The 22,790-nt window shown below is 73.6% G+C and carries 13 protein-coding genes and 2 pseudogenes; 6 read left to right on the forward strand and 9 right to left on the reverse strand.

From position 1 onward, the window contains the following. The first annotated feature begins 164 nt into the window (after positions 1-164). Positions 165-467: a hypothetical protein gene (locus ACIBEC_RS09990; RefSeq protein ID WP_360493878.1), complete on the forward strand. Its 303-nt coding sequence runs from the start codon at positions 165-167 to the stop codon at positions 465-467. On the opposite strand, the gene ACIBEC_RS09995 is transcribed toward ACIBEC_RS09990, so the two are convergent. From ACIBEC_RS09995 to ACIBEC_RS10010, 4 genes are all read right to left on the reverse strand, one after another. Next, positions 386-1,405 carry a helix-turn-helix domain-containing protein gene (locus tag ACIBEC_RS09995; protein ID WP_360493875.1) on the reverse strand — a complete coding sequence of 340 codons (1,020 nt, stop codon included), beginning with the start codon at positions 1,403-1,405 and terminating at the stop codon, positions 386-388. The genes ACIBEC_RS09990 and ACIBEC_RS09995 overlap by 82 nt on opposite strands. Before the next feature lie 127 nt (positions 1,406-1,532). Continuing rightward, a complete protein-coding gene (locus tag ACIBEC_RS10000) occupies positions 1,533-2,549 on the reverse strand; it encodes an alpha/beta hydrolase (RefSeq protein ID WP_360493873.1) in 1,017 nt (338 codons plus the stop codon). A 69-nt stretch (positions 2,550-2,618) separates the two neighbouring features. Continuing rightward, the gene (locus ACIBEC_RS10005; RefSeq protein WP_396287844.1) at positions 2,619-3,587 is read right to left on the reverse strand and encodes a helix-turn-helix domain-containing protein; all 969 of its coding nucleotides are present in this window, start codon (positions 3,585-3,587) and stop codon (positions 2,619-2,621) included. Between the two features lie 131 nt (positions 3,588-3,718). After that, positions 3,719-6,457, reverse strand: coding sequence for a BREX system ATP-binding domain-containing protein (locus ACIBEC_RS10010; protein WP_360493867.1), 2,739 nt, complete (start codon positions 6,455-6,457; stop codon positions 3,719-3,721). A gap of 285 nt (positions 6,458-6,742) precedes the next feature. Here ACIBEC_RS10010 and ACIBEC_RS10015 point away from each other — a divergent pair, with 285 nt between their 5' ends. From ACIBEC_RS10015 to ACIBEC_RS10025, 3 genes and pseudogenes are all read left to right on the forward strand, one after another. Next, entirely contained in the window at positions 6,743-8,803 is a 2,061-nt protein-coding gene (locus ACIBEC_RS10015) for a phosphocholine-specific phospholipase C (protein WP_360493864.1), read from the forward strand. 174 nt (positions 8,804-8,977) lie between these two features. Then, positions 8,978-10,186 (forward strand): MFS transporter, encoded by a 1,209-nt coding sequence (locus ACIBEC_RS10020; protein ID WP_360493862.1) that lies wholly within the window; start codon positions 8,978-8,980, stop codon positions 10,184-10,186. A gap of 116 nt (positions 10,187-10,302) precedes the next feature. Beyond that, a pseudogene (locus ACIBEC_RS10025) lies at positions 10,303-11,037 on the forward strand (class I SAM-dependent methyltransferase). Positions 11,038-11,201: 164 nt separating this feature from the next. Here ACIBEC_RS10025 and ACIBEC_RS10030 read toward each other — a convergent pair. Together ACIBEC_RS10030 and ACIBEC_RS10035 are read right to left on the reverse strand one after the other, a co-directional pair. Continuing rightward, positions 11,202-12,302, reverse strand: coding sequence for a tryptophan 7-halogenase (locus ACIBEC_RS10030; protein WP_360493859.1), 1,101 nt, complete (start codon positions 12,300-12,302; stop codon positions 11,202-11,204). Then, entirely contained in the window at positions 12,299-14,290 is a 1,992-nt protein-coding gene (locus ACIBEC_RS10035) for a LodA/GoxA family CTQ-dependent oxidase (protein ID WP_360493856.1), read from the reverse strand. The genes ACIBEC_RS10030 and ACIBEC_RS10035 overlap by 4 nt, the downstream gene beginning before the upstream one ends. 1,126 nt (positions 14,291-15,416) lie before the next feature. On the opposite strand from ACIBEC_RS10035, the gene ACIBEC_RS10040 reads away from it, so the two are divergent. Further along, on the forward strand, positions 15,417-16,190 hold the full coding sequence (locus ACIBEC_RS10040; RefSeq protein ID WP_360493854.1) for an SDR family oxidoreductase: 774 nt from the start codon (positions 15,417-15,419) through the stop codon (positions 16,188-16,190). An 88-nt stretch (positions 16,191-16,278) separates the two neighbouring features. Beyond that, entirely contained in the window at positions 16,279-17,328 is a 1,050-nt protein-coding gene (locus ACIBEC_RS10045; protein WP_360494167.1) for an AraC family transcriptional regulator, read from the forward strand. Here the strand turns inward: ACIBEC_RS10045 and ACIBEC_RS10050 are convergent. The 3 genes and pseudogenes from ACIBEC_RS10050 to ACIBEC_RS10060 form a co-directional block, all read right to left on the reverse strand. Continuing rightward, positions 17,280-18,554, reverse strand: a pseudogene (locus ACIBEC_RS10050) (MFS transporter); the annotation flags it as partial. The gene ACIBEC_RS10045 and the pseudogene ACIBEC_RS10050 sit on opposite strands and share 49 nt — an antisense overlap. Continuing rightward, the gene (locus ACIBEC_RS10055) at positions 18,551-19,384 is read right to left on the reverse strand and encodes an alpha/beta fold hydrolase (protein WP_360493851.1); all 834 of its coding nucleotides are present in this window, start codon (positions 19,382-19,384) and stop codon (positions 18,551-18,553) included. The gene ACIBEC_RS10055 and the pseudogene ACIBEC_RS10050, both read right to left, overlap by 4 nt. Beyond that, complete coding sequence (locus ACIBEC_RS10060; protein WP_360493848.1) at positions 19,374-22,586, reverse strand: amino acid adenylation domain-containing protein; 3,213 nt, start codon at positions 22,584-22,586, stop codon at positions 19,374-19,376. Before ACIBEC_RS10060 ends, ACIBEC_RS10055 begins: the two co-directional genes overlap by 11 nt. Positions 22,587-22,790: the final 204 nt, after the last annotated feature.

The following is a 22,790-nucleotide window of genomic DNA, read 5'->3' on the forward strand; positions in this document are numbered from 1 at the left end:
CCGGGGTCGGGCCGGCGTCCGCCAGCCGTCATCGGTCCGTCATCGGGTCGTCAGCAGTTCGTCAGCGGAGCGTCAGCAGCCCGTCAATCCGGGCCCCGGCCCGGCCGAAGCGGTGGAAGCTGGACGTCCCTGCAGGTCCGCAGGCCGTACCGGAGGTGAGCCGCATGTCCGTCAGCGCAGCGTTCCGTTCCGCCGTCCCCGACGTCCGCCGCCGGAGCCGCACCCTGCGCGCCGCGCTCTCCCGGGGCCTGCAGCGGGTCCTGGAGCGCCTGGCCGCCAGCCCGCTCGACAACTCCGTCCTCGGCGCCATCGGCGCACCCCGACCGCCCCGCCCGCACACCGCGTCCCGTCCGGACGGCTCACCCCGACGCCTCGACCCGACGGTTCACACCGCGATGCCGTACCCGGACGGGCCGAGCGGCGCGGGGGCGGCACCGACGCCGGACGGGAGGCCCGTCCCGGCGTAGGCCTGCCACTCGCGCGGGGAGACCCCGTAGGCGGCCCGGAACGCCCGGCTGAAGTGACTGGCGCTCACGAAGCCCCAGCGGCCCGCCACCGCCGCCACGGTGACCCGGCCCGCCGTCCGGCGGGCGAGGTCACGGCGGCACAGGTCCAGCCGCTGGCGCTGGATCCAGCGGGCCACCGTCACCCCCTCGAAGCGGAACAGCTTGTGCAGGTACCGCACCGACACGTGGTGGGCGGCCGCGATCCGCTCCGGCGACAGGTCCGGGTCCCCGAGGTGGCGCATGATGTGGTCCTTCACCCGGGCCAGGGTGGCCAGGGCCGCCTCCGGTGCCTCCGGCCCGGACCGGCCGCGGCGCTCGTGGGCGAGCACCGCGAGCAGGTCGAGCGCCGTGATGGCGAGCCAGGACGCCAGGTGCGGTTCCATCGAGCCGGCCGACCGGGAGAGGCACTCCAGGTACGCGGCCACCAGCCGGGCGGTGCCGTCGGCGCTGTCGAAGGCCGTCGCGGTCAGCACCCGCAGGTCGTCCTCCGAGACGCCCACGGCCGAGCGCGGCCAGTGGAACGCCGTGAAGGCGAAGGGCTCCGGCAGCTCCTTGGCGAACGGCCGCCCGGAGTCGGAGACCGCGAAGGTGCCCGGCCGCAGCTCGACCCGGTGGCCGTCCTGGACCAGGCGGGCGGTGCCGCGGTGCTGGAGCGCCAGTGTGAGGTGGTCCTCCCCGCCGCGGGCGATCAGCCCCGCGCTGCGCTCGACCCGTTGCGGCCCGGCCTCCACCAGGGAGACCTGCAGGTCGCCCAGGCGGTGGCTGGTGATCGTCGCGGACGCGGGCGCGCCGTCGAGCAGCTCCACGTCGAGCGGGATGAAGGTACGGGAGACGGCCTCGCGCCAGTACTCCGCGCGGTCGGCGGACGGTACTCCGGTGGTGTCGAGGACGACGGACATCGGTGCTCCTCAGGCTGCTGTCGGCCGGACCGGCCAGGTCCGGCCGGGTGGTGTCGCGGTGTCGCGGTGTCGGAATGGGAGAGCGGGAAGGACGCGGCGTCCCGGCCCGGCGGGCTCGGGGCCGGGGTCACCACGAACGGCTGTGCAGGGCCACGTGCACGGTGTCGACGACCTGGATCAGCGCGGCCCGGGCGGTGCCGGTGGGGCAGTGCCCGGCGAGCAGCAGGAAACCGTGCACCGCGCCCTGGTAGCGCATCGCCACCACCGGGACGCCCGCCGCGCGGAGCCGGGCCGCGTAGGCCTCGCCCTCGTCCCGCAGTACGTCGGCCTCGGCGGTGACCACGAGCGCCGGGGGGAGCCCGGCGAGCTGGTCCAGGGACGCGCGCAGCGGCGCGGCGGTCGCCTCGCCCCGCCGGCGCGGCTCCGGCAGGTAGTCGTCCCAGAACCGGCGCATGTGGTCGCGGTGCAGGAAGTAGCCCGTCGCGTACCGGCGGTAGGACGGGGTGTCGAAGTCGGCGTCGGTCACCGGGCACAGCAGCACCTGCTGGACCAGCCGGACGTCCCCACGCTGCCGGGCCAGCAGGGTCAGCGCCGCCACCAGGTTGGCCCCCGCGGAGTCGCCGACAGCGGCGATGCGGCGCCCCTCCAGCCCGATCTCGTGGCCGTGCGCGTGGATCCACCGGGCCACCTCGTAGCACTGCTCGACGGCCACCGGGTAGCGGGCCGCGGGCGAGCGGGCGTAGTCCACGTACACCACGGCGGCATCGGTGCCCAGGGCGAACTCCCGGACCAGCCGGGCGTAGCAGGCCGCGTCGCCGAGCGACCAGCCGAGGCCGGGCAGGAACAGCACCACGGGGCTCGGGCCCACGGCATCCGCGGGTCTGGTCACCTGGACGTGCACCCGTCCGGCCGGTCCGCAGGGCAGGGCGAGCCACTCCGTCGAGGTGCCGTGCGGGTCGTCCGGGTCCTCGTCCGGGTCCTCGTGCGGGTCCTCGTGCGGGCCGCCGGTCGGGACACGCTCGGGGGTGAGGAAGGAGAGGTCCGGCAGTTCCGTCGCGGACCGGCCGGCCCGGGCGTCCAGGAACTCCTGGAGTGCCCGGTCGAGCACCGGGTGCCGGTCGGGCAGGGGGGTGGGGTCGGGCAACTCTTCGCTCCTGGCTTCGGTCGGTGGGCGGCGCGGCGGCCGCGTGCGCGGCGGCGGTCCGGCGGCTCGTCAACCGGCATCGCGGTGCGGCGGTTCGCGCCACTCCCGGGGAGAGACACCGTACGCGGCGCGAAAGGTCCGGCTGAAGTGCGCCGGGTTGACGAAGCCCCAGCGCTGGGCGACGGCCGAGACCGTGGGCGTGGTGCGGCCGCGCCGGGCCAGCTCGCGGGCGCACGCCGCCAGGCGGCGCTGCTGGATGAGCCGGCTCACCGTCACGCCCTCGCCCTCGAAGATCCGGTGCAGGTAGCGCACGGAGATGTGGTGGGCCTGCGCGATCCGTTCGGGCACCAGCTCGGGGTCGGCCAGGTGATGGTCGATGTACTCGCGCACCCGACGGACCAGGTGCGCGTTCGGGGCGTCCGGCTCCTCCGGCCGGGCTCCGACCAGCTGGACCACGAGCGCGCTCAGCAGGTCCGCGACGCTGCCCGCCAGCCGGTCGCCGACCGGGGCCGGGTAGGAGTGCGCGGAGGCGGCGAGGACGGCGAGGAACGGCAGGAGCACCGGTCCGCAGCCCTCCGTGGGGCCGACGGCCGTCGCCGCCGCCTGCCGCAGGTCCCGCTCCGGCACGCCCAGCAGCCGACGCGGCAGGTGGAACAGGTGGGTGCGGAAGCGCTCCGGGTAGTCGACGGCGTACGGGCGCGCCGTGTCGTACACCACGAGCCCGCCCGGCGGCACCTCCGCCCGGCGCCCGTCCTGCTCCAGGACGGCCCGGCCCGTCTCCTGCACGCCGATCGCGACCTGCGGCTCGCCGTACGGGGCCCGCTTGATCAGGGCCGCCGTGCGGGAGAGCCGGGCGGCGTCCGCCTCCAGGGTGGAGATCCGCAGGTAGCCGAGCCGGTGGGACACCAAAAGTCCGTCGAAGGGCCGCCCGGTGCGCGGGTGCACCTCCACCGGGACCATCGCCCGGGACACCGCCCCGGTCCAGTACGCCGTCTTGTCCTCGTCCGCGACCGAAGCGGTCGTCACCCGCACACCCATCTGACCGCCCTTCCGCCGAATCCCTGCGCGGTCCCAGCCTGGGGCGCGGGCGCGGCGGCCCGTTAGGTCATCTGACTGTCCTTTCGGGCAGCATGTGCCGCGCGGCCGGGCAGCGACCGCCAGGAAGGACGTCAGCGCAGGTCAGCGGCGTTGTCGAGGGCGTGGGCGAGTGCGGCCCGCGAGGTGATGCCGAGCTTCGGGAAGATCTTGTAGAGGTGGGCCGCGACGGTGCGGGGCGACAGCAGGAGCCGGCGGCCGATCTCCTTGTTGGTCAGCCCGGTCGCGGCGAGCCGGGCTATCCGCAGCTCCTGGCCGGTGAGACCGGGCGGTTCCGCGGCCGGTGCGCCGGGCGGCGGTGCCACGGGGTCGCCGGCGGCCCGCAGCTCCTCCTCGCAGCGCTGGGCCCAGGGGTCCGCCTGGAGACGGCGGAACACGTGGTGGGCGGCGCGCAGCGGCTCCCGGGCGCCGGGCCGGTGGCGGCGGCGCAGCCACGAGCCGTGGGCGAGCCGCAGCCGGGCGAGGTCGAACGCCCACTGCTCCGCGCCGGGGACGGCGTACGCGGCGCGGTAGCCGGCGTCGGCTTCGTCGTCCTCGGCGGCCACGGCGGTGGCGGCCGCGCACAGGAAGGCGTGGCGGTCGGAGATCTCCGCGGAATGGGCCGCCCGGCCGGCGGCGAGGTGGGCCCGGGCCTCCTCGTGCCGGCCGGTGTGCACGGCGGCCGTGACCAGGTCGAGGACCAGGGCGTGGCGCCAGGGCGGGCCGCCGGGCAGCCGCCCGGGCGGGGTGAGCTCGGAGAAGTGGGCGTACGCCTCCTCGTGGCGCCCGTGGGCGAGCGCGGCCAGTCCGCGCAGGTGGGTCAGGCGGTCGAGGACGTACCGCATCCGGGCGCGGGTGGCGGTGGGCCGGATGGCCTGCTCGACCTCCCGGAGCCCGGCCTCGTCGCCACGGCCGGCCAGGAAGTGGGCGTAGTACTGGCGGAACATCAACGCGTTGGTGTGGTAGCCGAGTTCGTCGGCGATCTCGGCTTCGCGCAGGCAGACGGCGGCCTGGTCCCAGTGGCCGAGCAGGAAGTCCTGGTGGCATTTGGCCTTGGCGATCGAGCCCTGGGAGGCGTAGCCGTGCAGCCCGGTGAAGCGCTGCCACAGGTCGCCCTCGGGGCAGTCGAGGGCCGAGGCGGTCCACAGCAGCAGCCAGGCGGCGCCGGCCTCCTGTTCCTCCGTCATCCGCTCGGCGACGGCCCGCAGGGTGGCGGCCGCGTCCGGGCCCGGGTCGGTCCAGGCCCGCAGGCACAGCCGGCCCGCCTCGGAGACCTCGTCCCGGTGCCGTTCCAGGGCCCGCCAGGCCCAGGGGTCGTCCGTGTAGGTGGCGGCCAGGAGCAGTTTGAAGTAGGCCTGTTCGGTGATCCCGCCGAAGGTGTCGGCGCCCGGTGCGGTGAGCGCGTCGAGGGCCGCGGGCAGCAGGGCGGCGGAGGACTCGAAGTCGACGTGGTGACTCTGGTCGGCGTAGACCACCGCGTACGCGAACAGCGGGGCGACGTCATCCGGCACGGTGACGGTCTTCAGTTCCTCCACCAGGGAGGCGGTGTGGCGCAGTTGCCCGCCGCGCGCCGACATCACCGCGGCCCAGGTGAGCCTGCGGACGCGGTCGCAGGAGCTGGGGCTGAGGACGGCGGCGCGTTCGAGCAGCAGCGCACCCTCGGCGTCGCCGCCCCGGCGGGCGAGCTCGCGGCCGGCCTCCTGAAGGCGGTGGGCGAGGTCCTCGTCGGGCAGCAGCGCGGCGGACGCCTCGTGGACCAGCCGCCTCGGGTCGTCCGGCGCGAGGGCTTCGGACAGGGCCCGGTGGGCCTCGCGGCGCGCGGCGTCGGAGGCCGCGGCGACGACGGCGGTGCGGACCAGGGGGTGCCGGAAGACCAGCTGTCCGGCCGGGTCCAGCCGGGCCAGGCCGTCCGCCTCGATCCGGGCCATGGCCTCCCGCGCGTTCCTGTCGGCGACGGCGCGCAGCCAGGCGCCGCTGCTGAACTCCGGGCCGGTGGCCAGGGCGCCGAGCAGCAGGAAGCGGCCGACCTCGGGCGTCATCGCGCCCAGCCGGTCGGCGAACATCCGCTCGAGCTTGCGCCCCAGCGGCAGCCGTTCCGGCAGCGGCGCGGTGCCCCGCTGCTGGGCGGCGGCGAGTTGGCGCGGCAGTTCCACCAGCGCCAGGGGGTTCCCTGCGGCCTCCGCCAGGACCCGGTCCCGGGCGGCCGCGGCGAGTTCGGGGTGGCAGGTGCCCAGCAGCAGGGCCGCGTCCGGGCGGGGCAGGGCGCGGACCTCGACGGCCTCGGCCGACCAGGTCTGCGCGGCCGGTCCGTCCGGGCGGCTGGCGCCGACGATCACCATCGGCAGTTCGGCGCAGCGCCGGTGGAGGAAGGCGAAGACGGTCGCGCTCGACGAGTCGATCCAGTGCAGGTCGTCCAGGAGCAGCAGCACGGGGGCGGTCCGCATCGCCTCCTCCAGCAGTGCCAGGGCGGCGGCGCCGACGGCGAAGCCGCTCGGGGTTCCGGAGCGGACGCCGAGCGCGCTCTCCAGGGCCTCCCGCTGGTGGTCGGAGAGGGTGCCGGAGCGCTGGAGCAGTGACCGGAAGGCCTGGTGCAGGGCGCCGAACGCGAGGTCCGTCTCCGCCTCGGCGCCGACGGCCCGCAGGACGGTGAAGCCCCGTTCGCGCGCCGCGCGCTCCACCCAGGACAGCAGGGTGGACTTGCCGACGCCGGGCTCGCCGCGCAGCAGCACCGTGGACCCGCTCGCGCCGTCCTCGGCCTGCACCAGGGCGGCGGTGAGCAGTTCCGTCTCCCGCTGCCGCCCGACCACGGCCGGGACCCGGCTGTCGTGCACCACTCTTCGTTCCCCTCGGGTCGGTCGGACGGACCGCCCGCCCCGGGGACCCAAGGCTAATGCCCGCCAGGACCTGCTGTGACCACACTGGGTGTGGCTCCGACCACACCCGGCGACGCGCCGCGACTCGCGGCGCGGAGGGCCGCTGACAGAACGTGTTCAGACAACTCGAGGCGTTCGCCGGACGTACAACGGGCAGCCATGAACGGTCCGCCGGGCGGTACCCCACGGGCGCTGTCCTTGGGGTGCCGTCCTCCACCCTCGCGACACCCAGAGGTCATTCCACCCATGGCAGAGCTGAACCGTCGACGTTTCCTCCAACTCGCGGGCGCCACAGCCGCGTTCACCACGCTGTCGCAGAGCATCGCGCGGGCCGCGGCGATCGCCCCGCTAGGCGCCACCGGCACCCTCCAGGACGTCGAGCACATCGTCGTCCTGATGCAGGAGAACCGTTCGTTCGACCACTACTTCGGCGCGATGAAGGGGGTCCGCGGCTTCGGCGACCCCCGCCCGGTGACCCTGCCGAGCGGCAAGTCGGTGTGGCACCAGACGGACAGCGCCAAGAAGGAGGTGCTGCCGTTCCGCCCCCAGGTGAACAACCTGGGCATGCAGTTCGTCCAGGACCTCAACCACGACTGGGCCGGCGGCCACAAGGCCTTCAACAACGGCAGGTACGACCAGTGGGTCCCCGCCAAGACGGCCACCACCATGGCCTACCTGACCCGCCAGGACATCCCGTTCCACTACGCGCTCGCTGACGCGTTCACCCTCTGCGACGCCTACCACTGCTCGTTCATCGGCTCCACCGACCCGAACCGCTACTACATGTGGACCGGCTTCACCGGCAACGACGGCACCGGCGGCGGCCCGGTCCTCGGCAACCAGGAGGCCGGGTACGGCTGGACCACCTACCCCGAGCGGCTGGAGAAGGCCGGGGTCTCCTGGAAGGTCTACCAGGACATCGGCGACGGCCTGGACGCGGCGGGCTCCTGGGGCTGGATAGGCGACGCCTACCGCGGCAACTACGGCGACAACTCGCTGCTCTACTTCGACAACTACCGCAACGCCAAGCCCGGCGACCCGCTGTACGACAAGGCCCGCACCGGCACCGACGCCAAGGCGGGCGACGGCCTGTTCGACGTGCTGCGCCGCGACGTCCAGGCCGGCACGCTGCCGCAGATCTCCTGGATCGCCGCCCCCGAAGCGTTCACCGAGCACCCCAACTGGCCCGCGAACTACGGCGCCTGGTACGTCTCCCAGGTGCTGGACGCGCTCACCTCCAACCCCGACGTGTGGGCCCGCACGGCGCTGTTCATCACCTACGACGAGAACGACGGCTTCTTCGACCACGTCGTGCCGCCGTTCCCGCCCTCCTCCGCCTCCCAGGGCCTCTCGACGGTGTCGACCACGGCCGACTACTTCGCCGGGAACGCCGCCAACGCGGCCGGTCCGTACGGCCTCGGCCAGCGGGTGCCGATGCTGGTGGTCTCGCCCTGGAGCACCGGCGGCTACGCCTGCTCGGAGACCTTCGACCACACCTCGATCATCCGCTTCATGGAGCGCCGCTTCGGCGTGCTGGAGCCCAACATCTCGCCCTGGCGGCGCGCCATCTGCGGCGACCTGACCTCCGCCTTCGACTTCACCGCGTCGAACCCCGCCCCGGCCGCGCTGCCCTCCACGGCCGGCTACCTCCCGCCGGACCGCAACCGGCACCCCGACTACGTGCCCAGCCCGCCCGCCACCGGCACCATGCCGAAGCAGGAGCCCGGCACCAAGCCCACCCGCCCGCTCAAGTACGCCCCGTACGCGGACGGCGCGGCCGACACCGGCACCGGCAGGTTCCGCCTCACCCTCAGCGGCGGCGCGGCGGCCGGCGCCCAGTTCCTGGTGACCTCGCCCAACCGCACCGACGGGCCGTGGACCTACACCGCGGAGGCGGGCAAGTCGATCACGGACACCTGGAACACCAGCTACTCCAAGGGCGTCACCGACCTGACCGTCCACGGCCCCAACGGCTTCCTGCGCCGCTTCCGCAACCCCGGCAAGACCGCCGGGCCCGAGGTCACCGCGCGGCACAACCCGACCACCGGCAACCTCGACCTCACCCTGACCAACGCGGGCACCGCCGACGTCGTCCTCACCGTCAGCAACGCCTACGGCGGCACCCCGCAGACCGTCACCGTCCGCCGGGGCGCGACGCTCGCGTACACCGTCGACCTCGGCGGCTGCCGCCACTGGTACGACGTCACCGTCACCTCCGCGGCGACCGCCGACTTCGTCCGCCGCCTGGCCGGCCACGTCGAGACCGGCGCCCCCGGCCTCTCGGACCCGGGCATCGTCACCTACTGATCCGGCTACCCCCGCCCCGCCGCCACCGACGCCGGCGGCGGGGACCGCGGGGGCGGCGGCGGGGGCGGCGGGGGCGGCGGGGGCGGCGGGGGCAGGAGAACGGACGGCGGCCATTCGGCGCAGCGCGCCCCGCACCGCGCGGGCCCGGCCGGGCGGCGTGCCTATCGTGGGCGAATGACCGATCGTCGGACCGCCCGGCCTGCCGCGGGCCGCTTCGGTTACCTCGTGGCCGCCGCCGCCTTCGCCGTCTGCATGGCGGGCACCACACTGCCCACCCCGCTCTACGGGCTGTACCAGGACAAGATCGGCTTCTCCGAGCTGACGGTGACGGTCGTGTTCGCCGTGTACGCCTTCGGCGTCATCGGCGTCCTGCTGCTGGTCGGCAACGTCTCCGACACCATCGGGCGCCGCGTCGTCCTGCTCTTCGGGCTCGGGTTCGCGGCCTGCAGCGCCGTCGTCTTCCTGGCGGCGGACAGCGTTCCGCTGCTGCTCCTGGGCCGGCTGCTGTCCGGCTTCTCGGCGGGCCTGTTCACCGGCACCGGCACCGCGTACGTGCTGGAGCTCGCCCCGCCCGGGCGGACTGCCCGCGCGGGCTTCGCCGCGACCGCCGCCAACATGGGCGGCCTCGGCTGCGGATCGCTGCTGTCCGGCGTGCTCGCCGAGTACGCGCCCGACCCGCTGGTCCTGCCGTTCGTCGTGCACCTGGTGCTGCTCGCCACGTCGTTCGTCCTCACCCTGTTCCTGCCGGAGACGGTCGCCGGGGCCCGCCCGCTGCGCACCGCCCGGCCCAACCGGCCGTCCCTGCCGCCGGAGGTCCGCCGGGTGTTCGTCCCGGCCGGGCTCGCCGCGTTCGCGGGCTTCTCCCTGCTGGGCGTCTTCACCTCGGTCAGCCCGGCCTTCCTCGCCGCCGGCCTGGGCATCCACAACCACGCGGTCGTCGGCCTGATCGTCTTCACCGCCTTCTTCGCCTCCACCCTGGGCCAGCTCCTGGTGCCCCGTCTCGGCACGGCACGGGCGATCCCGCTGGGCTGCCTGGTGCTCATCGTCGGGCTCGCCCTGCTGGCCGTCTCCCTCGCCTGGACCACCCTCCCGCCGCTGGTGCTCAGCGCCCTGGTCGGCGGCGCGGGCCAGGGCATGGGCCTGCGCGGCGCCGTCGGCGAGGTCGCCGCGGCGAGCCCCGCCGAGCACCGCGGCGGCGCCCTGTCGGCGCTGTTCGTGGTCGCCTACTTCGGCATCTCGATCCCGGTCATCGGCGTGGGCCTGCTCACCGGGCCGGTCGGCCTGGCGCATGCCGGCCTGGTCTTCACCGCCTGCATGGCCGCCCTGGCCGCCGTGTCCGGAACGTACCTGCTGCGCCAGGCCAGGGCCGGGGCCGGGGCCTGAGCCCGTGTGCCGGCTTTGCGCGGGGAGGCCGTGTGGCGCCGACCGGTGCCTGCCGCCCGGGCCCGGGACCGATAGACACGGTCCCGACACTTGTGTGACACCAGGAGGTCCCCGCCATGAGCGTGACGAGTCGGTACCGGGACGCCTGGGAGGGCTTCTGACGCGGGGCGCCCGAGGAGCCGGGCTCGGTGATCTGGGACGCGGAGCCGGCCCTCACGGCGGAACGCCACCTCGCGCTGTTCGCCCCCTACGTCACCGACCCGGGGCTGCCCGTGGTCGACCTTGGCTGCGGCAACGGCACCCAGACCTACTTCCTGGCCGGCCACTTCGACCGCGTCCTCGGGGTCGACCTGTCCGCCGCCGCCCTCGACCCGGCCCGGCGCCGGGATCCGGCGACGCGGGCCGAGTTCGCGGCGCTGGACGCCACCGACACCGAGGCCGTCCGGGCGCTCCACGACCGCCTCGGCGACGCCAACGTCCATCTGCGCGGTGTGATCCACCAGAGCGAACCGGCCGACCGCCGCCTGGTCGCCGAGGCCGTCGCCACGCTGGTCGGCGCACGCGGCCGGGCCTTCCTCGTCGAGCTCGCCGAGGCGGCCAAGCAGGTCCTGGCCGACCTCGCCCACCACCCGGCCGGGCCGCCGCCCAAGCTGCGCCCGGTCTTCGCCCACGGCCTCGCCCCCGCCGAGGTCGCCGACACGGCCCTCACCGAGCTCCTCGACACGGCCGGCCTCGCCGTGCTCGCCGCCGGCGACCTGCCGCTGATCACCACGGAGTCCGCCCCTGACGGCCACCGGATCGACCTCCCGGCCCGGTGGTTCGTCGTGGGCGCCCGGCCGGCCCGCCCCTGAGCCGGGCGGGCCGGCCGTCGGGCCGTCAGGCCGGGTGGGCGGCCGTCGGTTCCTTCTCCCGGCGGAGGAGGTCGTCGAATCAGACAACAGCCTTACCGCGAGCCTGGGCGTCATGCACATGCAAGGCCAACGCGATCGAAATCGCAACTTCCTTTTGTTTTCACTTACTTGGGGTATACCTGCGCCGCCACGCGAGGAGCGGCTCCCGATTGGCGCCGCTGCCAGAACGGGCTGTCCGGCCACCGCTGTTCGAGGGCGTAGTAGACCGCGTGGTGGCGCCGGTAGGCGGCGGTGACGGCCGTGACGACATCGGTGTAGCCATCCAGCGCGTGCGGGTCGCCGTCGAGGTGGCCGTGCACGGCGGCTCCGGCGGCCTGACCGGTGTACAGGGCCGTCAGGATGCCCTGGGAGGACAGCGGGTCGAAGGCGGCCGCGGCGTCGCCGACGGCGGTCCAGCCGTCGCCGTGGACGCGGTCCAGGCGGACGGTGTGGGCGGGCGCCCTGGCGGGTGCGGGGAGCGTGCGGTGGGCGGCGGTACGGGCCGCGGTGGGGCCGGTGGCGGCCAGGCGCAGCCCGAAGGACCGGCTGTCCGGGCGGGCGGCGGGCAGGTCGGCGTCGGTGAAGAAGGCGACCAGCAGCCGGCCGCCGGGCAGCAGCGCGCTGTACCACCAGCCGTCGGGCGCGGCCTCGACGAGCGTGGTGCCGTCCGCGGTGTCGCGGGCGTCGAGGGTGAGGTACAGCGCCACGAGCCGGTCGCCGCGGACGCGTCGGGCGCCGTGGGTGGTGGCGATGGCGGCGCGCCGGCCGGTGGCGTCGACGAGGTGCCGGCAGCGGACCGTCCGGCCGGCCAGGGTGAGGGTCCACGAGCCGTCCTGGTGACGGGAGTCGGGGCGCACCACCGCCTCGCGGACGTCCACCCCCACCGCGCGGGCCGCCGCGCGCAGCCGCCGGTCGAAGAGTGCGCGGTCCAGGTGCCACCCGGGGCCGTACGGGTCGTTGATGCTGTCGACGGTCCCGATGTCCTGGGCCCCCCAGGCGGACCGGTTGCCGTAGCAGGGCAGGTGCCCGGTGCCGGGGACGGTGTCGGCCACGCCGAGGTCGCGTAGCAGCATCCGGGCGACCGCCGGCAGCGCCTCGCCGACCGGTGGCGGGCCGCCGGGGGCGTGGGCGAGCAGCACCCTGCGCCCCCGGGCGGCCAGGGCGAGGGCGGCGGCCGCACCGGCCGGTCCGCCGCCCACCACCGCGACGTCGTGGTCCGACGTCACGCGCCGCCCTCGGTCGGCGCGCCCTCGGTCGGAGCGCCGGCCTCCTCGCCGAAGGGGTCGAGCTTGTCGAAGTACCCGATGGTGACCTCCTCGGCCGAGAGCCCGGTGAGCGCGAGGACCTCGCCCGCCGCCTGCATGCTCAGGCCGTCGTGGGCGGCGGTCGCGGCGGGGACGTGGATGGCGCTCAGGTTGCGGGTGTCGGAGACGCCTTCGAGCGGGAAACCGGGTACGGATTCGACCTGCATCCGCTCCGGGAAACGGCCGTCGCCGACGGTGTACGGGCGGACCTCGACGATGCCGAAGTGGTACCACTCGGCGACGGCCTGCTTGAGCTGCTGCTTGTAGTCGCCCTGGAGTCCGCGCAGCCAGGACGCGCGCTTGGCGAACGCCGCCTCGCGGCCGTCCTCCTCGACCCGGGTGATCTCCTTGTTGACGATCCGGTAGTCGCTCTCCTTGAGGACGTGGTTGGGCACCCGGGCCGGCCAGAAGGTGGGCAGGTAGGGGTCGTAGCGGGGGCCTAGCTGCTTGGCGGCTTCGTACCCCGAGCGGCAGCTGGCGGTGTCGGTCTGCCAGGGGACGGCCATCCAGCGGGTCAGGTCGCCGGGGCCCTGCTCGTGCAGGGGACCGTCCGGACCGAGCGCCCGGGCCTGGCTGAGCTTGTCGCCGTAGTCCGGTTCGGCAGTGCCCTCGGCGCGGTGGCGGATGCGCAGCGGCTCGCCGTACATGGTGGTGTGCCGGATCGGCCAGGTGACCTCGCAGCCGGGGTGGAAGGCGTCGGCGAGGCAGAAGTCGAGGGCGGCGCGGTCCAGCAGGGCGGGCTGGTCGGCGACGGGTGCGTCCTCCAGGCGCCGGGGGAAGCCCGGCCACGGCGTGGTGGTGAACTCGCCCTTCATCCAGGCGAGGAGGATCGCGTCCTGGGTCGGGGAGACGGTCATGTACTGCAGGACGGAGGTGGGGATGCTCTTCATGCCGTCGCCGTAGATCCACGGCCAGGGCATCGGGGAGATGCCGTCCCGCTTGGGGTCGCGCAGCGCGGTGTAGACCTGGCGGCGCAGTTCCTCGTGCGTGGGCGAGGGGTCGGCGAGCCTGGCGAGGTGGTCGGGGGCGAGGAAGTCCTGGGGGCCGCCGAAGCCGAAGTGGGCGGCGAACCCCTTGTTCACCCACTGGAGTTCGCAGAACCGCTGCAGGATCGGTTTGACGTCCCGCTCGAAGTTGACGGTCTTGGGCGGCGCCAGCGTCCCCTCCGTGACGAAGAGGTCGTACAGCAGGTCGTGGAGGGTGCGCACGGTCTTGACGTCGGGTGCGTAGTTCGGCGGGGCGACGACGACCCAGGCCGGGTCGACGCGCAGCGCGGTGCCGTCGATGGTCACGGTCGCGGTGACCGGGCCGTCGGAGGTGTCGTCGCACCAGCCGTCGTTGTTGCCGTACGAGACGAGCTCGCCGCCTTCGGGGTTGCGGGACGTGCCGACGCCGCCGAGCACGACCAGCCGGCCGTCCGGATCGCAGTGCATCCGGCCGAGCGGGACGGGCGCCCCGAGGAAGGAGCCGCCGGTGAACTCCACCTCCTGCTTGCTGCCCGCGACCAGGGTCTTGCGGCCGGGGTCGATGACCAGGCTCACCCGGTCCTTGACGGCCGCGTTGCGCCGGGGCTCGGGCTGGTCCTTCATGTCGGGGATGTCGAGCGGGAGGCTGAACTCGTACCAGGCGGCCTTCTTGTTGGCGACGTGCACCGCCCACTCGATGCGCACCCGCGGGTCGTCGACCGTCAGCTCGCGGACGACCCGGCCGTCCGCGCCGTAGCCGTAGATCCGGAAGCGGGCGGCCTGCCGCTTGATCGCGCCCTGGTCGTCCTTGGAGAAGCCGGGCTGCTCGGCCGGCGGGTCCGGCACCTCCGGGCCGATGAACCAGCCGTCGTCCCGAGTGCTGTTGCCGACCCGGGCGATGCCGATCGCGGGATGGATCCTGGCATAGGCGATGTCGTCGCTCAACGCGCTCTCCTCTGCTCGCACGGACGGGGCACGGCCGTCCGATGCCGCCCCCACCTCAGGGTCTTCGGTAGACGAACCACCGGAGTTGAGCACGCGCCCGGGTGAAGCGGTCGGCCGGCACGCCGCCGAGCGGCTGCGAGACCAGGCCCCCAGCCCGACGGCCGCCGGCACCGTCCCGGCGTCCGCCGCGGACAGGCCCTGATCGCCCGATTAGAGCACCAGGCACGGGACCGCCGTACTGCCGATCCGGTTCACGAGTGGCCGGCGAGCACTACCCAGAATCCCCGTGGCAGCCCACGGAAGTGACGTAAAACGAAAGTCCTTGCCTGGGTAATGATTTCGATACCCCCGATCCCCCGACCGGACACCGCAACGGATGGCCCGGAAACTCGCGAGAATGCCGTATTGCCCCCGCGAGAGCATCGGCAGGGCTGTTCCGGACGTGCGGTCCCTTCGTCCTCACCGTACAAGCCGACCACGTGCTTTTGAAGGGACATCTCAACACCCGAGATGGCCATCCGCCCTCGTTGACCGAATGTTGACAGGTCGTCACTCCTGTGCTTGCATCCCCAAGGCGAACCGCCAGCTGCCAGAGAGGCTCGCTCAATTGACTACCCGGCGTGTGATTCTCGTCGACACCTACGCCCTGTCCCCCCGTCTCGCGACCGCCTTCCTCGAGCGCGGAATAGAACCGGTCAGGGTACAGAGCACTGTCGAAGTCCCCCGGCTCTACGCCGGGAAGCCGGATTCGAATCCGTATCTCGCCGACTTCGTGCACACCGGGGACGTCGAGGCGACCGCCGCACGGCTGGCGCCCTTCGAACCGCTGGCCGTGCTGCCCGGCGGCGAGTCCCAGATCAGCTGGACGGTCGACGTTCGCCGAACCCGACCGCTTCCTGGCGCGCCACCAGGAGGACTACCGGCTGAGCCGGTCCGTCGCCTGGGCCGGCCTGGTGTCACCGGTACGGGGCGTCCTGCGCGGCTACCGGGGGCTGGACGACATCAGGGCCCTGGAGAGCCTCTTCGGGATTCCCGCCTCCAAACTCTGCCAACTCATCGCACTCTTCGAACTCTTCGCACTCTTCGAACTCCGTGACACACCGCTAGCAGATGGTTGGAATCACCCATGGATCTGGGAATTTCGGGGCGCACCGCGCTCGTGTGCTCGTCCACCGGCGGCCTGGGGGAGGCGATCGCCCGGGCGCTGGCCGCGGAGGGCGCCCGGACGGTGGTCTGCGGACGGCGCGGGGAGCGCGCCCGGCAGATCGCCGCCGAGTTGCCCGACGCCGTCGGAGTCGAGGCGGACCTCCTGGCCGAGGACGGCCCGGCCCGGCTGATGGCGGCGACGATCGCGGCTTTCGGCCCGCCCGACCTGCTCGTCCTCAACGGGCCCGGGCCCAAGCCCGGTCCGGCGAGCGGCCTCGACCCGGCCGAGGTGGACGCCGCGCTGGACGTCACGCTGCGCCCGCAGTTGGCCCTGGTCGCGCTGGCGCTGCCGACCATGCGGGAACGCGGCTGGGGCCGCATCCTGGCGGTCGGGTCCAGCGGGATCGCCGCTCCGATCCCCAACCTGGCGCTCTCCAACCTGGGTCGCGCGGCGCTGGCCGGCTACCTCAAGACCCTGGCCGCCGAGGTCGCCGCGGACGGGGTGACGGTGAACCTCCTGCTGCCCGGCCGGATCGAGACCGAACGCACCGCGGCGATCGACGCCGCCAACGCCGAGCGCGCCGGCCGCAGCCTGGCGGACGTGCGGCGGTCCTCGGTCGAGGCCATTCCGGCAGGTCGCTACGGTCGGCCCGAGGAGTTCGGCGCGACCGCCGCCTTCCTGTGCAGCGCGCAGGCCTCCTACGTCACCGGCACCGCGATGCGTTGTGACGGCGGCTACGTGCGCGGCCTGTGACGGGAAACACGGATTACCCGGGCTTCCCGCCCATCACGCAGCGTCAAATTCCATCACGCGGGAAACCGCATTCCTGATAAGATCGATCATGCTCACGACGAGTAAAGCTCTCCGTAAATCACCGCGCAAACCTGCGAGTAAACCGGAGATCGCCGCCTGGCGGCCTTCCGTAGGCGGCATCCGAGAAGTCTTCCACGCGCGCATAACGAACCACGTCTACCCCATGCACACGCACGACGCATGGACACTCCTCATCGTCGACGACGGAATCGTCCGTTTCGACGTGGACCGTCATGAATACGGCGCCCTGGATCACCTCGTCACGATCCTCCCGCCGCAGGTCGCGCACAATGGCGATTCGGTCTCCCCGGACGGATTCCGGAAACGGGTGCTCTATCTGGACCCGACCCTGCTGAGCCATGAACTCATCGGGGCGGCCGCGGACCAGCCCGTCATCTCGGACCCGGTGCTGCGGCAACGGATCCACCTGCTGCACACCGCCCTGAACGGGACCGACGACCCGCTGGAGGCCGAGAGCCGACTGGGCTTCATCGTCGAACGCCTGCACGGGCACCTCGCGGGAACGCTGCACGATGCCCGTCCGCCGGCCGCCCCCGGCGTCGCCGGGCGGCTGCGCGACCTGCTCGACGCCCGGCTGGTCGAAGGCCTCACCCTGGCGGAGGCCTCCGACCTGCTGCAGTCCCACCCCACCCAGCTGGTCCGCGCCTTCACCAAGGAGTTCGGCGTGGCTCCGCATCAGTACCTGACGGGCCGAAGGGTGGACACGGCACGCGGCCTGCTGCTGGAGGGTATGACGCCGGGACTCGTCGCGGCGACCACCGGCTTCTACGACCAGTCGCACTTCACCCGCCACTTCAAGAACACCATCGGTACCAGCCCCGGCCGCTACGCCCGGTCCGCCACCGCCGGCTCGGCCAAGGCCTCGGTCGCCGGCTCGGTTGCACGCTCCGGCTCGGTCGCACGCTCGGTTTCGGTCGCACGCTCGGTCTCGGTCGCACGCTCGGTCTCGGCCGTCGGCTCGGCAGCGGGCATCTCCCGCAAGCGGGTGAGCGGGGACAGCAGGACCCCGCCGACCACGAAGACCGCCGATCCGAGCGTCGAGACCCACAGGGTCTGATGCACGCCGATCCGGTCGGCGAGCAGTCCCGAGAGCAGGCCGCCGAGCGCGCCGAGCCCGAACATCACGGCCCGTACCGCCGCGTTCATCCGCCCGAGCAGCTCGGGCGGTGTGACGTTCTGCCGCACGCTGATGATCAGGATGTTGACGGTCGTCAGCCCCAGCGGCCCGAGGAACCAGGCGATCGTGAACAGCCCGCCCACCAGGAAGTCCGGGCCGGCGGCGGCCGGCACGAGCAGCATCGGCACGAACGCCACCGTCAGCGCGCAGGCGTAGAGACGCCCGAGGGACAGCCGCTGGGTCAGCCGGCGGCACATGATGCCGCCGACGATCCCACCGCAGGCACCGACCGAGAAGATCAGTCCCAGTACCGAGGCCGACAGCCCCCGGTCGCGGGCCGCGTACAGGAGGAACATCGGCTGCGTCGCCGAGAGGAAGAAGTTCGCCAGGCCGCCGACCAGCGCGATCCACCGCACCAGGCGGTTGCCCGCGACGAACCTCAGTCCCTGGCCCAGTTCCGTACGGATCCGCCGCCCGGGCACGACCTGGGGCGGGGTCTCCTTGGCGCGGATCAGGAGCAGCGAGACCACCGAGCCGAGGAAGGTCACGGCGTTCGCGGCCATCGCGACCGGAGCCGTCAGCAGGCTCACCAGCGATCCCGCCAGTCCGGGCCCGGCCGCCTCGGCGGTCGCGGACGTGGTCGCCAGCTTGGAGTTGGCGTCGACCAGGTACTTCGGGTCGCGGATCAGCGTGGGGACGAACGACATCCAGCTGATGTCGAAGAGCACCGCGCCGATCCCCACACCGAAGGTGATCGCCAGCAGCAGCGGCATGTCCAACCGGTCGAGCCAGGCCAGCACCGGCACCATGCCGATCAGCACCAGCCGGAGCAGGTTCGCCCCGATCATCGTCGTGCGCCGGCGGTGGCGGTCCACCCAGACCCCGAACAGCGGCCCGAACACCAGGTACGGGACCATCTGCAGGAAGCGCAGCAGACCGAGTTCGTCGGGCTGCGCGTCCAGGGTGATCACCGCGGTCAACGGCAGTGCCAGCACGGTGATCTGCGTGCCGAACAGGGAGAGGGTCTCCCCCGACCAGAAGGTGATGAAGTCCCGGTTGCGCCACAGGCTCGGGCGGGCCTCCACCCCGGCCCCGTCGGCGACGGTGCTGTCCTTGTCCGCGACGGCGGTTTCCCGTTCACGGACAGTGGTGTCCTGCGTGGTCATGCCGGTACTCCTTCCGGTCGCGCGGCGGACACCTCGTACAGGCTTTCCCGCACCGCTTCGCCCAGCGCCTTCAGTCCGGCTCCCTGCCACAGCGAGAAGTGGTCGCCGGGCACGGTGACGGTGCGCACGTCCTGCGCCGCGTCGCTCCACCGCAGCGGACCGCGCGGCGAGTCCTCGGCCTCGACGACCAGCACCGGTCCGGGGTAGCCGGGCTCGGGGCGGTAGCCGTGGAGGGCCTCGACGTTGCGCCGGAACACCTCGAACCGGTGGTCCAGGGTCTCGGCGTCCAGCTCCTCGGCGATCAGGCCCGCCCGGTGCAGCAGACGCCAGGCGTCCCCGGTCGGCGCGTCCGACGGCCACTCCCCCAGCACGTCGGCGACCTGCTGCTCGGCCCGTCCGTTCCCGGCCTCGGTCAGCAGGTTGACGGCGAACCCGGACAGGACCGCCTGCCGCGGCGGGACCGGTTCGGCGTGGTGCATCAGGGCGTCGACCAGCACCACGAGCGGCACCCGCCGCCCCCGCGCCAGCAGCCGGTGGGCCATGGCGAACGCGACCGAACCGCCCATCGACCAGCCGAGCAGGCACAACTCCGGCCCCACGCAGTCCTCTTCGACCGTACGGGCGTAGTCCTCGGCGAGCTCGCGCAGGTCGGTGGGCGGCAGGCCGTCGCCGTCGTACCCGGGCGCCTCGATGCCGACCACCGGCCGGCCTCCGAGGAGGCCGGCCAGCGGCAGGTAGGTGTAGGCGGAGCCGGAGGCGGAGTGCACGCAGTACAGCGGCGCCGGCCCGGTGTCGTCCCCGCCGAACGGCAGGAGCAGGTCAGCCGACACGGCCGGGCTCCGCGGTGACGCCCGCCGGGGCGGCCTTGAGGGCCGCCGGCTTCGCCGCCACCAGCCGGTCGACCTCCGCGGCGATCGAGCGCGTGGTGGCGTCGGCGAACATCGTCCGCAGCCGGATCTTGACGCCGAACTCCTTGCCGAGGCGGCTGACGACCCGCATCGCCTGCAGGGAGTTGCCGCCGGCCGCGAAGAACGCGACCGCCGCGCTGACCCGCTCGACCTCCAGTACCTCGGCGTAGATCCGCGCGACCGCCTGCTCCGTCGGCCCCTGCGGGGCGACGTAGTCCTCCTCGGGGTCGGCCTCGACCGGGTCCGGCAGGGCCTTGCGGTCGACCTTCCGGGCCGTGGTCAGCGGCAGCCGGTCCAGGACCACCCACGCGGTCGGGACCATGTACTCGGGCAGCCGCTCGGCCAGGTGGGCCCGCAGGTCGGCCGGGTCGGGAAGGCGGTCGGCGGCCGGCGAGGCATAGCCGACCAGGCGGTTCTCACCGCGCCGGTCCGGCCGCAGCACCACCGCGCCGACCCCCACGTCCGGGTGCGACATCAGCGCGGACTCGATCTCCTCCAGCTCGATGCGCAGGCCGCGCAGCTTCACCTGGCCGTCGCCGCGGCCGAGGAACTCCAGCTGGTAGTCCCGGTTCCAGCGGACGAGGTCGCCGCTTCGGTAGACCCGGCCGCCGGGGTGGAACGGATCCTCGGTGAAGGCCGCCGCCGTCAGGTCCGGGCGGTTGAGGTAGCCGCGGGCGAGGCCTTCCGGACCGCCGATCAGCAGCTCACCGGCGACACCGCGCGGGACGAGCTGGCCGGCCTTGTCGACCACGTACATCCGGCGGTCGGTGAAGGGGGCGCCGATCGGCGGGGCGCTGCGGGCCGGCTCGTGCGGGCACTCGTAGGAGGTGCAGCCGACGGCGGCCTCGGTGGGGCCGTAGCAGTTGATCATCCGGCGCCCCGGCAGGTTCCACTTGGCGACCATCTCGGCCGGAACGGCCTCGCCGCCCGCCATGATCTTCCGCAGGTGCGGGTAGGACCCGCCCTCGACGAGCGCGAGCATCGCCGGCGACATGCAGATGTAGGTGACCTCCTGCGCCCGCATGAGCGTCGCGAGCGCGTCGGGCGAGGTGCCGGCCTCCTTGTCGACCAGGACCAGGGCCGCTCCGGCGGTGAGGCCGGCGAAGATCTCGCCCTGCGACATGTCGAAGGCCAGGGCGGCCAGCTGGAGCATCCGGTCCTCCGGCTGGAGGTCGAACACCCGGCGGTAGGAGGCGATGAACGACTGGAGCGCCCGGTGTTCGAGGAGCACGCCCTTGGGCCGGCCGGTCGAGCCGGAGGTGTAGATGACGTAGGCGAGCGAGTCGCGGCCGGCCTCCTCGGCCCAGCCGTCGGACTCGGCTCCCGCCTTGGCGATCGCCTCCCGCTCGCGGTCGACCTCGATGACCGACCAGTCCGCCGACGCGGGTATCCGCTCGCTCACCCGGCTCTGGGTCAGCACGATCGGCGCCGCGGTGTCCTGGAGGATGTACTCCAGCCGGCCGGCCGGGTGCGAGGGGTCCAGGACCGCGTACGCCGCCCCGGACTTCAGCACGCCGAGCAGCGCGACGAGTGCGTCGAGGTCGCGCTCCATCGCCACCGCGACCACCTGCCCGTGCCGTACCCCCCGGTCGCGCAGGAAGGCGGCGAGTTCGAACGCCCGGCTCTCCAGCTGACGGTAGGTCAGAGTGTCGCCCTCGTGGATCGCGGCGACGCGGTCCGGCTGCTGCAGCGCGCGCCGGGCGATCGCGGCGTGCACCGGCTCGTCCGCGTGCGAGAGCAGCTCGCCGACCCCGGCCGCGAGGAGTTCCTGGACCTCCGTGCCGTCGAGCAGCGCCAGCTGCGACACCGGCCGGGCGGGCTCCGCGCAGGCCGCCCGCAGCACCTGGGCCAGGTGCCGGACGAGCGCCTCGACCCGCCAGCCGTCGAAGAGGTCGGCGGCGTACTCGACGAGCACGTGGAGCCGGTCGGCCGACTCGACGAAGGTCAGGGCCAGGTCGAAGCGGGCGCCGAGCGACGGGATCGCGATCGCCTCCGCGGTCAGCCCCGGCAGCTCGAACCCCATGCCCGAGGTCTGCTCGGTCAGGAACTGGGCGCAGACACCGAACAGCGGGTTGCGGCCCGCGTCGCGGTGCGGCCGGAGCCGGTCGACGACCCGTTCGAAGGGCACGTCCTGGTTGTCGTAGGCGTCCAGCAGGGTGTCGGAGAGCCGGTCCAGCAGGGTGGCGAACGCGGGATCGTCCTCGAGGCCGGCCCGCAGCACCACCATGTTGGTGAAGTACCCGACCACCTCCTCGAGGTCCGGATCGGTCCGGCCGAGCGCCGCGGTGCCGAGCGAGACGTCCTGGTTGCCGGTGTACCGGCCCAGGACCACGGTCAGCGCGGCGGTCAGGACCATGAACAGCGACGCGCCCTCGGCCTCGGCGAGCGCGCGGGCCGCAGCGAGCAGATCCGGCGGCAGCTCGGCCCGCGTGGTGCCGGCGGTGTAGCTGGGTTCGGCCGGACGCGGGCGGTCGGCGGGCAGCTCCAGCGGGGTGACGCCGTCCAACTGTGTCTGCCAGTACTGGAGTTGGTCCTCAAGGCCGCCATTCTCGAGGGCGGCGCGCTGCTCGGCGGCGAAGTCCGCGAAGCGGACGGGCGCCGGGCCGTCGGCCGGTCTGCCGGCCGGTACGTCGCCACGGAGCGCCGCGGCGTAGGCATCCGGGAGCTGCCGGAGCAGCAGGCTGGTCGACCAGCCGTCGGTGACGAGGTGGTGGAAGACGAGCGACAGCACGTGCTCGTCCGCCGAGAACCGGAACAGCTTGAAGCGGTACAGCGGGCCTTGCACCAGGTCGAAGGACCGGGAGGCGTGCTCGTGCAGCTCCTGCGCGAGCCGGGCCTCGCGGGCTTCGGGACTCCCCTCGGCCAGGTCGCCGACCGGCAGGTCCACGTCCGACGGCGGGGTGAACACCATCCCCGGCGCCCCGTCCACCGCGGACACCGTTCCACGCAGCGACTCGTGCCGGCGCACGAGCTCGGTCAGGGCGGCGGCGAGCGCCGCGCCGTCCAGCGGTCCGCGGAGCCGATGGGCGACCGCGACGTTGTACGTCGCGAGCCCGGGAGTCAGCTGCTCCAGGAACCAGAGCTGCTCCTGCCCGACCGACAGCGACACGTGCCCCGACGCCATCGAACCCTGATCAACGACCACTGTGCTCGCTCCAAACCGATGAGAACCCGACAGCCCTGTCAGCCTGCCGGAACCCACCGTGCCGCTTCCCGGCCGCCACGTCTTGTACGTTCTTGACGTGCGCGGAAACCCGCTCCGAAGTTCCCCGACGGTCTGTCAAACGGCCTAGCATCCCTGCTTAAACTTGCGAACACCCCGGAACGG

Source organism: Kitasatospora sp. NPDC051164, from assembly GCF_044455625.1.
Classification (GTDB): domain Bacteria; phylum Actinomycetota; class Actinomycetes; order Streptomycetales; family Streptomycetaceae; genus Kitasatospora.